The 10,691-nt window shown below is 60.2% G+C and carries 11 protein-coding genes; 7 read left to right on the top strand and 4 right to left on the bottom strand.

Annotation, left to right across the window (positions count from 1 at the left end):
• Nucleotides 1–474: 474 nt before the first annotated feature.
• The 3 genes from PMX70_RS09480 to PMX70_RS09470 all read left to right on the top strand — a co-directional run bounded on the left by PMX70_RS09480 (nucleotide 475) and on the right by PMX70_RS09470 (nucleotide 3,346).
• A complete protein-coding gene (locus PMX70_RS09480; RefSeq protein ID WP_271743437.1) occupies nucleotides 475–1,365 on the top strand; it encodes a hypothetical protein in 891 nt (296 codons plus the stop codon).
• A 66-nt stretch (nucleotides 1,366–1,431) separates the two neighbouring features.
• Nucleotides 1,432–2,049 (top strand): ATP-dependent Clp protease proteolytic subunit, encoded by a 618-nt coding sequence (locus tag PMX70_RS09475; RefSeq protein WP_022094432.1) that lies wholly within the window; start codon nucleotides 1,432–1,434, stop codon nucleotides 2,047–2,049.
• On the top strand, nucleotides 2,042–3,346 hold the full coding sequence (locus PMX70_RS09470) for a VirD4-like conjugal transfer protein, CD1115 family (protein WP_055251441.1): 1,305 nt from the start codon (nucleotides 2,042–2,044) through the stop codon (nucleotides 3,344–3,346). The genes PMX70_RS09475 and PMX70_RS09470 overlap by 8 nt, the downstream gene beginning before the upstream one ends.
• Before the next feature lie 141 nt (nucleotides 3,347–3,487).
• On the opposite strand, the gene pgi is transcribed toward PMX70_RS09470, so the two are convergent.
• Nucleotides 3,488–5,182, bottom strand: a complete 1,695-nt coding sequence (gene pgi, locus PMX70_RS09465; protein WP_271743436.1) for a glucose-6-phosphate isomerase — start codon at nucleotides 5,180–5,182, stop codon at nucleotides 3,488–3,490.
• A gap of 199 nt (nucleotides 5,183–5,381) precedes the next feature.
• Nucleotides 5,382–5,906, bottom strand: a complete 525-nt coding sequence (locus PMX70_RS09460) for an iron-containing alcohol dehydrogenase (protein WP_158558624.1) — start codon at nucleotides 5,904–5,906, stop codon at nucleotides 5,382–5,384.
• 237 nt (nucleotides 5,907–6,143) lie between these two features.
• Between PMX70_RS09460 and PMX70_RS09455 the strand changes: the two genes are divergently transcribed.
• Together PMX70_RS09455 and PMX70_RS09450 are read left to right on the top strand one after the other, a co-directional pair.
• On the top strand, nucleotides 6,144–7,649 hold the full coding sequence (locus PMX70_RS09455) for a Y-family DNA polymerase (RefSeq protein WP_271743435.1): 1,506 nt from the start codon (nucleotides 6,144–6,146) through the stop codon (nucleotides 7,647–7,649).
• The gene (locus PMX70_RS09450; RefSeq protein ID WP_233506767.1) at nucleotides 7,642–8,067 is read left to right on the top strand and encodes a hypothetical protein; all 426 of its coding nucleotides are present in this window, start codon (nucleotides 7,642–7,644) and stop codon (nucleotides 8,065–8,067) included. Before PMX70_RS09455 ends, PMX70_RS09450 begins: the two co-directional genes overlap by 8 nt.
• A gap of 26 nt (nucleotides 8,068–8,093) precedes the next feature.
• Here PMX70_RS09450 and PMX70_RS09445 read toward each other — a convergent pair whose 3' ends face one another.
• Entirely contained in the window at nucleotides 8,094–8,477 is a 384-nt protein-coding gene (locus PMX70_RS09445) for a heavy-metal-associated domain-containing protein (protein WP_117583897.1), read from the bottom strand.
• Nucleotides 8,478–8,651: 174 nt separating this feature from the next.
• On the opposite strand from PMX70_RS09445, the gene PMX70_RS09440 reads away from it, so the two are divergent.
• Nucleotides 8,652–9,356 (top strand): DUF3793 family protein, encoded by a 705-nt coding sequence (locus tag PMX70_RS09440; protein WP_271743434.1) that lies wholly within the window; start codon nucleotides 8,652–8,654, stop codon nucleotides 9,354–9,356.
• Nucleotides 9,357–9,401: 45 nt separating this feature from the next.
• Nucleotides 9,402–9,821 carry a flavodoxin gene (locus PMX70_RS09435; RefSeq protein WP_117564429.1) on the top strand — a complete coding sequence of 140 codons (420 nt, stop codon included), beginning with the start codon at nucleotides 9,402–9,404 and terminating at the stop codon, nucleotides 9,819–9,821.
• Nucleotides 9,822–9,937: 116 nt separating this feature from the next.
• Here PMX70_RS09435 and PMX70_RS09430 read toward each other — a convergent pair whose 3' ends face one another.
• On the bottom strand, nucleotides 9,938–10,690 hold the full coding sequence (locus PMX70_RS09430) for an amino acid ABC transporter ATP-binding protein (RefSeq protein ID WP_055251428.1): 753 nt from the start codon (nucleotides 10,688–10,690) through the stop codon (nucleotides 9,938–9,940).
• Nucleotide 10,691: the final 1 nt, after the last annotated feature.

Raw genomic sequence — 10,691 nt, 5'->3', positions numbered from 1 at the left:
GATTCGCGCCTCAGGACTCAGCGCAACGCGTTGCGCTGAGTCCTGAGGCTGTTGCAATGAAAATGATAATCAAGGCCCATTTGAAACAAACGCAGAAAAGTACTTGCAAAGACGCGTTCCGACATATAAGTTGATAAAAGACCGCCGTTGCGGTTTTAAGTAGATCGAGCATATGAAGTTTGAGTTTTAGCGTGTAAGAGAAGGAAGATCGGCAAAGTACAACCCCAAACGCAATGACAACTTAATGAGGTAACTGCCACATGTGAGGTACCCCGGGCATTGCTGTCTCGATTTTGAGCACGATGCCTTCCGCCTTGCATGGGCCGTCCTATCCCGCCCCTGCAGCAACTGCCTCACGGGCACATTGAAAACCGCATAGCACCCCAACGTCAGCACATCACCCACGGCAAGCACATCATTCACGACAACCAACACATCAACAAACAGCACGAACATCAACCGATTGGAGAAGCTATGACAAACCACCACGCTGAAGACGGCGATAAGAAAAGCATTCTGGATGCCCGCATTGAGAGAGCATATGCAAACGAATATGACGCCGCCTTTGCCGCCGCGACCATCAAGAACTACGCGTCGCTACCGCTCGCGACGATCTTGGCCGGCAAGCCTCAACTGCTGAAGCGCTGCACAAAGATCATGGGCGACCCCGACATTCGCAAGCTGACGGACCCCTATGCCCCAAAACGCGACAACGATTCGTACGTTCTTACCGTAGGCTGCCTAGCCCATATGCTTACGGCGCTCGACACGAAACTCAAGCTCGAATGGGAACCCGACGAGCGTCATGAACTCGAAAGCAAGCGGAACACCCTGCGCACCGCACTGTTCCTTCCGTTGGACGGCCTCAAGCGCTGCAACGTCGAGCTCAATACACAGGCGCGGCAAAAGCCCGGGACCACAGGGCAGAAAACTCCAAGACCCCATGCGGCCATCGTCGACCGCAACCGATATAACCGCATGACCGCGCACTTTTCCGCCGAGGGAGCAGCCATAAGGACGCTGATCGACCTGCTGTGCCTCCTGAGCATCAACGAGCTATTTGAGGGCTATCTCGCCCTTGTTCCCGCGACGGCACCCAAGTCGGTAGCAAAGATCATCGAGACCTGCAGACGCCAGTTTGAGCGCCATCGCAATGGCAGCGAGATGAACGCCAGCATCGCGCAGTACTACGCGGCTCATTACAAAAATGACGGATGTGCCCCTGTCGAGTATCAGCTTCGGCTCGCCTACACCACGCCTGCCGCAACGCTCTATCGCTTTGGAGCCCTTGGCGCTTGCGAGCCGCACGAACAGGCAGCCTGCCCCACAACCGAGCTCGATCTCAGGCTCGGACGAACCCTGTAGCCCGCCAGCCCCTCCGCGGGCAACAATCCTATTCCTCCACAACACAACCAACAGGAAGGAGTCCTCATGGACACCAATCATTCCCCCATCATCAGCCCCCTCACCATGCGTGAATCCGCCCGAGGCATCACGCTCACCAGCATTTACGATGAGATGCTCGCCCGTCGCGAGCTCTCCGTCATGGGAAACATCGAAACCCCGATGGCCCACGACCTATGCCAGCAGATCCGCCTGCTCGATGCCACCGACCCCAGCCGCCCCATCACCATATTTGTCGCCAGCGCCGGCGGAAGCGTGCGATCGGGTCTTGCGATCTATGACGCCATGCGCCTCGCATCGTGCCCCATCCGCACCGTCTGCCTGGAATTCGCCGCGTCCATGGGCGCCGTGATCTTTATGGGCGGCGACGATCGCCGTATGGCGCCCCATGCAGAGCTCATGATTCACGACCCGCTGATCCCCCAGGGGGCAGGCGGCTCGGCACTTGCGCTGCAGGAAACCAGCCGACGTCTCATGCAGACCCGCAAGACCCTCACGCAAATCCTCTCGGACCGCAGCGGCCTCACGCCCAAGCGCATCCAGTCCCTCACTGCAAAAGACACCTACCTTTCGGCCGAGCGCGCCGTCGAGCTCGGCTTTGCCCACGAAATCCTCTCGACCACCAAGGAGGTCGCTCATGTCTAACCTCGCCAGCCGCCTCGCCGCATCTGAGTCCGCATCGTCCACCATCCTCGCGAAAGATCGGACGCTTTCCTGCGACACCCGCCAAACGGGACTCAACAACAACGCGCTTGTGATCGGCCCCTCGGGAGCCGGCAAGACCCGAAACGTCCTCAAGCCCAACCTGCTGCAAATGAACGCAAGCTACATCGTGCTCGACACCAAAGGCACGCTCTGTCACGAAGTGGGACCCGTGCTGGCAGCCCACGGTTACCGCGTGCAATGTCTCAACTTCGCTGACCTCAACACCGTCCCGGCCCTTGCGCCCGGCATCGAGCGCTGCGGCTACAACCCCCTGAGGCACATTCGCCGCAAGGCGGACGGCAGGCCCAACCAGCAGGACATCCTCTCGGTGGCAAAGGCCATCTGCCCCATCGAGGACAACAACCAGCCTTTTTGGGATCATGCGGCGGCAAACCTGCTGTCGTGTCTTATCGCCTACGTCACCGAACAGCTACCCGCCGACGAGCAGACGATCAGCTCGGTCATCAAGCTGATCGAGCACCTGCAGGACGGTGCCACGGGTCGATTGTTTGACGACCTGATCACGACCGACCCCCAAAGCTATGCCCTCTCGCTATGGCGGCGCTACGCCATTACGCAAAATGCCGAGCGCATGCACGCGAGCATCGTCGGCATCCTTGCCGAAAAGGTCATGTGTCTGGGATTCGACGGTGCGGCACAGCTCTATCGTGAGTGCCATCAGGTGGACTTCGCTTCCATGGGACACACCCCCTGCGCCCTGTTTGTAACCGTGAGCGATATTGACCGCAATCTCGATCCGCTGACCGGCCTCTTTATTTCGCAGGCGTTTATGGGCCTCATTCGTGAGGCCGATAGGCAGCCCGACGGCAGCCTGCCCGTGCCCGTGCGCTTTATGCTCGATGACTTCGCAAATCTGCAGATCCCCCAGATCGACAACGTGCTCTCGATTATCCGAAGCCGCAACATCTGGGCAACGCTGCTGCTGCAGTCGACCAACCAGCTCGATGCGCTCTATGGCGAGGCACGCGCACGCTCCATCATGGGCAACTGCGACACGCATCTGGTGCTGGCGTTCCAGGATCCCGAGAGCGCCCGGGTGTTTTCCGACCGCGCCGACGCGCTGCCCAGCACGCTCATGGCGACGCCGATCGATCGCTCGTGGCTCTTTGTGCGCGGCTGCACTCCCGAACAGGTCGAGCGCTTTAGGCTCGAAGACCATCCGCTCTACGGGGAGCTGCCCGAGGCGCAGCGAGGCCATGCGGAGGCCGAGCTCTAGACGCAGGGCCCTCGCAGCACGCGACGCTCCGGCGAAGATCCTTAAAGGCCGTGCGCCCCGGGGCCACGGCAAAGCAAAGGGGCCCGCATCCGATGGGATACGGGCCCCTGACTATAAGGCGCGATGCGTTAACAGCAGCGACTACTTGCGGTGAGCGCGGTAGAACTCGATGAGCGCCTGGGTCGAAGCGTCCTGCTCGGCCTTGGCGGCGTCGTCATGGAAGGCTGGAGTGATCTGCTTGGCAAGCTGCTTGCCCAGCTCGACGCCCCACTGGTCGTAGGAGTCGATGCCCCAGACCGTGCCCTCGACAAACGTGATGTGCTCGTACAGGGCGATGAGCTCGCCGAGTGCGAACGGGGTCAACGTGTCGCCAAAGATCGAGGTCGTCGGACGGTTGCCCTCAAAGCAGCGGGCCGGGACGATCTGCTCGGGCGTGCCCTCGGCGCGCACCTCATCGGCCGTCTTACCAAAGGCGAGCGCCTTGGTCTGGGCCAGGAAGTTGCCCAGGAACAGCTCGTGCACGTCCTGGCCGCTGTCGGTCGCAGGGTTGGCGGTATTGGCGAAGGCAATGAAATCGGCCGGGACCACCACGGTGCCCTGGTGCAGCAGCTGGTAGAAGGCGTGCTGACCGTTGGTGCCGGGCTCGCCCCAGAAGATCTCACCGGTGTCGGAGGTCACGGCGCTGCCGTCCCAGCGGACATGCTTGCCGTTGGACTCCATGGTGAGCTGCTGCAGGTAGGCCGGGAAACGATGCAGGTACTGGCAGTACGGCAGCACGGCGTGGCTCTTGGAACCGAAGAAGTTGACGTACCAGACGTTGAGCAGGCCCATCAGCGCAACGGCATTGTTCTCGAGCGGCGTGTTGCAGAAGTACTCGTCGATAGCGTGGAAGCCCTCGAGGAACTGCTGGAAGCGCTCGGGACCGAGCACGACGATCAGCGACAGGCCCACGGCGGAGTCGACGGAGTAGCGGCCGCCGACCCAGTTCCAGAAGCCGAAGGCGTTGGCGGGGTCGATACCGAAGGCCTCAACCTTCTCGAGTGCGGTGGAAACGGCGACGAAGTGCTTTGCCACGGCCTCGGCGTTCTGCTCATCGGAGCCGTCGATGGCGCCCTGGGCCTTGAGCTGCTCGAGCATCCAGGTCTTGACCTCGCGGGCGTTGGTGAGGGTCTCGAGCGTGGTGAAGGTCTTGGAGACGATGATCACGAGCGTGGTCTCGGGATCCAGGCCCTTAAGCTTCTCGGCCTGGTCGTTGGGGTCGATGTTGGAGATATAGCGGCAGTCGATACCGGCGTCGGCATAGGGACGCAGAGCCTCGTAGGCCATGACCGGGCCCAGATCGGAGCCGCCGATGCCGATGGACACCAGGCGCTCGATCTTCTTGCCGGTAACGCCCTTCCACTCACCGGAGCGCACGCGCTCGGCGAAGGCATACATGCGGTCGAGGACCTCGTGCACGTCGGCGACGACATCCTGGCCGTCGACGATGAGCTGGCCCCTCTCGGTTGCGGGGCGGCGAAGCGCGGTGTGCAGGACGGCGCGGTCCTCGGTGGTGTTAATGTGCTCGCCGGAGAACATGGCGTCGCGGCGCTCCTCGAGCTTCATCTCGCGGGCAAGATCGCACAGCAGCTTGACGGTCTCATCGGTCACCAGGTTCTTCGACAGATCGAAGTGCAGGTCACCGGCGTCAAAGCTCAGCTTGTTCACGCGCTCGGCATCGGCAGCGAACCAGGCCTTGAGGTCGATACCATCGGCCTCGAGCTTCTCCTGATGAGCCTCGAGTGCCTTCCAAGCGGCAGTCGACGTAGCATCGATAGGTGCGGCAACAGTTGCCATAGAGTCCTCCTCAGCATACGGGCGCACGCCTCCATGCGCCCGGACATTCAGATGCCACTATTCTAGCGCAGGTCAAGACTACAATCAGCGAGCGTTGCCAATCGGCCCCCAAACGGCAACCGATCAAAAAGGGACAGGCTTATTTTGGCAGGTCAAACGCTTTACCAACCAAAAATAACCCGTCCTTTTATGGCAAATATTAGGCCGCGGCGCAGACGCTACCGAGTAACTCACGCAGAGGAGACCCGATGCCCTCCAGCAGTTCGGGCGCGATAATGGCAAAAACGGGAACCTCGCCGGTGCCCACGACAGCAGGCACCTTGCCCTCCGAGACAATGCATCCATAAGGCACAAAGCCGTCTTCGCCGGCATCGAGCGCCGCCATGCGACGCGCGAGCTCGCGCGCAAAGCCGGCAGTATCGGCATCGCCAATCGCCAGGACAAAGTCCACGCCTTCGTCGGTCGCCAGGGCTACGGCCTCATCGACCAAATCGTCTCCCCCATCGCCCCCGACCAAGCCGCAGCGAAAAAGCACGCGTTCGAGTAGAGCTCGATCAAGCGAGCCGAGCGCCGCCGAGACGAGCTCATCGTGCGTATGTTTGTCACCGCCCAACACGACCAGCGCCTTGGTGCCACCGTAGTGAGCGACCAATCGTCCGCACCAGCGAGCCACGTCTCCATCCGCAACAAGGCGCGTCGGCATACCAAACCCATAATTGACCATCTTTTCCACAACCCTTCCGTGCGTATAGGCGGTATCAATCGTTAGGCTCATGCTACGAAGCGAGGTTTTCCGAGCTGTTTCGCACTCTTTAGAGCTGCGTTAAAACCCGATCCAACCGCACGACCATACCTACCAAAACAAACCAGTCCCTTTTTGACAGGTTTTGACGACGTCCGGACGAGCGGGTATTATCGAACAGGTATTCGATAAGAACATGTGTTTGATGAAAGGACACGGATGGCGCACGAGCAGCACACCTATATCTGCATCGACCTCAAGACGTTTTATGCCAGCGTCGAGTGCGTCGACCGTGGGCTCGATCCGCTCACCACCAACCTGGTCGTTGCCGACGAATCGCGCGGGCGCACGACCATCTGCCTCGCCATCACGCAGGCCATGAAGGACTTAGGGATTCACAATCGCTGCCGCCTATTCGAGATTCCCGATGGTATCGACTACATCACGGCCGTACCGCGCATGCAGCACTATATGGAGGTGTCGGCGCAAATCTACGGCATCTATCTGGAATACGTAAGTCCGCAAGACATTCACGTCTATTCAATCGATGAATGCTTTATCGACGTGACGCCCTATCTGGACCTCTATCACACAGATGCGGAAGGGTTCGCCTGCACGCTGCGCGACGAGGTCCTCGCGCGCACCGGCATCACGGCGACGGTCGGCATCGGCCCCAACCTATTCCAGGCCAAGGTAGCGCTCGACATTACCGCCAAGCACGTACCCAGCCGCATCGGCATACTCGACGACGAGACCTTTCGCAAGGAGATCTGGCCCCATCGTCCCATCACCGATATCTGGGGCATCGGTCCCGGCGTGGCAGCCCGCCTCGAGAAATACGGCGTCTACGATCTGATGGGCGTCGCGGCGCTCGACGAAAACCTGCTTTACGACGAGCTCGGCGTCAATGCCGAATATCTCATCGACCATGCCTTCGGGCGCGAGCCGACAACCATCGCCGATATCCAAGCCTATCGCCCGCAAGCAACTTCGACCACCACAGGACAGGTGCTCTCGAAGGGTTATGCCTACGAACAGGCCTATACCGTCTTGCGCGAGATGGTCGACAACGCCGTTTTAGACTTGGTCGATAAGCACGTGGTCTGCGACAGCATCTCGCTCTTTGTGGGCTACGCGAGCGAACGCGCCGACATACGCCGCCTCGACGCCAGCGGTACAGCGCAGTATGTGGACGGATGCGGACACCTGCGCTCGAGCACCTCGGGCATCGAGCCCGCAACGACCGATGGCCCCGAGCTCGCGCCCCGTGCTCCCAAGCCCGTCCAGCGCGATGACGAAAGGCGTCGCCTGGTGCGCGAAGCGCAGGCAATCGATGGCATCTTTGTGGGAGAGCATGGCGGCAAACCGCGTGGTGGCTATGCCGCACTCTTTGCGCACTCCAACGCCTCGCGCAAGCTGCCCGAGCGCACTAACTCGTTTAAGAAGATCATGGGCTATTTTGATGAGCTCTGGGCGCAGACTGTCGATCCCAAACGACCGGTCAAGCGCATCAACCTTGGATTTGGCAACCTCATGCCCGAGGAATTTACCACCATCGATCTGTTCAGCGATATCGAGGCCGATGAGCGCGAGCGCGACCTGGCGCGCGCCGTCCTGGCCGTGAAAGGCAAGTACGGCGAGAACGCGCTCGTCAAGGGATTAAGCTTTACCGCCGGCGCCACCGCACGCGAACGCAACGGCCAAGTTGGAGGACATCGTGCCTAAACCCAAGCAGCAGCCCGTGCGCCCGCCGACCGCCTTCGAGCGCCTGGCGGACCCCGAGGGCAGACGCCGCGCCGCCGACCCCAACCTCACTGCCAACGGTGCCGTGCGCGCCAACCGCGCCGCACAGTTTATGCCCTTTGCCGCCCTCACGGGATACTACGAACTCGTGCGCAAGCAGGAAATCACCGTCGAGCCAAAACGTGAGCTCACGGAAGAAAAAGCCCTCGCGCTTTCTAAAAAGCTCGAGGGTCTCAAACGTGGCGACTTGATTCGTGTCACCTATTACGATACATACGGCTATCGCAGCCGCACCGGCATCCTCGACGAGGCGCTCCCCGCCTTCAAGCTCCTCAAACTCCGAGACATCGCCATCGACTTCGACGACATCCAAGACATCGAACTGCGCGGACGAGCCTAGCCAAGGAAGCGCATCCAGGGCGGCGCTTACAGAGTCATGACGTAGTAGCCCGCGTCTTTCACGGCCGTCTCGAGGACACCACGATCAACCGGCTGCTTAGAGCGCACGCGTGCCGTGTGGTCCGCATACGTCACCGTTGCCCACACGCCATCCAGCGCATTGAGGGCATTGGCTACGTTCTGAGCGCAGCCGTCACAGTTCATGCCGCCGATGAGCAGCTCATCGCTATAGGGATAGTGTGACGCATCGGTATCCACCACAACAACCTTTTTGGCCTTCTTGCCGCTCGTACCATCGCTGCAGCAACTCTTCCCGTGTGTCGAAGCGGCAATGCGACGCAGTCCAAAAAACATGCCGACGGCAATGACGGCCAGCACGATGAGATTCGCAGGGTTGAGCAAGTCACTCATGCGCTCCCCTTTCAAGTAGCACTATCTAGATACCCCCATGGGGTGCCCCCATCTTAACCCAAAATCATGTCTGTTCGGTCAATTAGTTTCCCTCTTCAAACTTTTTTGTTGACCATGGCTTACTTTCGTGTATAAGTTTTCCTAGGCTAACAGTTTAGATCCGTAAGGAGCGCCGTGACTCGAACCATAGACATCCCAACGTTTCAGGCGGCAGTCGTGCGCAACTGCTCTCCCACGCTCGCGGGCATCAAGCCGGCATCGCTCTTTACCTATCCAGGCACCTACGCCCACGGGGACGGCTCGACCACAACCGAAACCATTGCAGAACGCCGAGCACGCCTGCTCAACGTTATCGCCCAGTGCAATCGCGAGCTTGACCCGCTCGGCATCCACCTGAGTGTTTTGGTCTGGCGGCCCTGCGGAGCGCTCGTGTACGCGTACCAAGCCAAAAACCTCACCACCTATTTCGCAGACCCTCGCGTCCAAACGGCGCTCACCTCGGAAGGCTACGACACGAGAGACCTTTCGGCATGCCTTGTGCATTTGGCATCACGCATCACGCTCGCGAGCAATAACGTCGCGGAATGCGCCTGCAGCCAGACTCGATGCGCACTACCCCAGCAAGCTAGCTGCAGCAAAGACTGCACCTGCGAGTTTCCGCACGAAATAGGCTACTTCCTTGGATATCCCTACGACGACGTGCACGAGTTTATCGTCCAGCGCGGCGAGAACTACAAGGTCTTTGGGGCCTGGAAGGTCTACGCAAATGTCGAGCAGGCGCTTGCGACGTTTGATGCCTACCGTGCCTGCACCCAATACTTCACTTTTATCTATCAGCAGGGCTGCAGCCTGGCGCAACTTGCCCAGGCAACCCGATAGAACGTACAAGCCGCGGCAAGCGCCGCACGACCGAAAGGACAAAACATGAGCAAGATCGCCGTCGTCTACTGGAGCGGCACGGGCAATACCGAGGCCATGGCAAACCTCGTCGCCGAAAGCGCCACGTCCGCGGGGGCCGAGACTGAGGTCATCCCCTGCGCCGACTTCTCTGCCGACAAGGCCGCCGAATATGATGCCTTCGCCTTCGGCTGCCCCGCCATGGGCTCCGAGGAGCTTGAGTATGACGAGTTTCAGCCTATGTGGGACGAGGTCAAGGAGACCCTCGGCGACAAGAAGGTCGTCCTCTTTGGCTCCTATTCGTGGGCCGAGGGCGAGTGGATGGACAACTGGAAGGCCGACGCCGACGAGGCCGGCGTCAACGTCGTGGACTCCGTCATTTGCTACGATGCGCCCGACGATGAGGGCGAGGCGGCCTGCAAGGCCCTCGGAGCCGAGCTCGCGTAACGAAACCAGGCCTCCAAAAGAGCCTGTATCACAGCGCATCCCCATCCCTACAAAAGAGCGGGGGCTGGATTCAAGTCCAGCCCCCGCTCTTTTGTAACGGCAGTTACATCAACCGGCTACGAGATATTTCCCAAGAACGCCTTGGTGCGCTCGCTCTTGGGGTGGTCGAAGACCTCGCTCGGCGTACCCTCTTCCACAATGACGCCGCCGTCCATAAAGACGACGCGGTCGGCGACATCGCGGGCAAAGCCCATCTCGTGCGTCACGACGATCATGGTCATGCCGTCGCGTGCCAGGTCGCGCATGACACCCAGGACGTCGCGCACGAGCTCGGGGTCGAGCGCCGAGGTGGCCTCGTCAAAGAGCATGACGTGCGGGTTCATCGACAGGGCGCGGGCGATGGCAACGCGCTGCTGCTGACCGCCCGAGAGCTGGCTCGGCATAAAGTCGATACGCTCGGCAAGACCGACCTTGGTCAGCTCCTCGACGGCAATCTTCTCGGCCTCTTCCTTGCTGCGCTTGAGTACCTTTTGCTGTGCGAGCATGACGTTCTTTTTGACTGACAGGTGCGGGAACAAATTGAACTGCTGGAACACCATACCCAGATGCGTGCGCACCTTGTTAAGGTCGACGCCCTTGGCGCACACGTCCACACCCTCAACGACAATCGAGCCACTCGTGGGATGTTCAAGACGGTTGATGCAGCGAAGCATCGTCGACTTACCCGAGCCCGAGGGACCCAGAACTACGACGACCTCGCCCTTATGCACATCCAGATCGATATCTCGCAGAACGACGTTATCGCCAAAGGCTTTCTGGAGGTTCTTGATACTGACGACAACCTCGTTCGAGTTATTGGTTTCGCTCATG

This window comes from Collinsella aerofaciens, assembly GCF_028206795.1.
GTDB classification, from domain to species: domain Bacteria; phylum Actinomycetota; class Coriobacteriia; order Coriobacteriales; family Coriobacteriaceae; genus Collinsella; species Collinsella aerofaciens_AX.
This window is presented reverse-complemented; position numbering and strand designations above follow the sequence as displayed.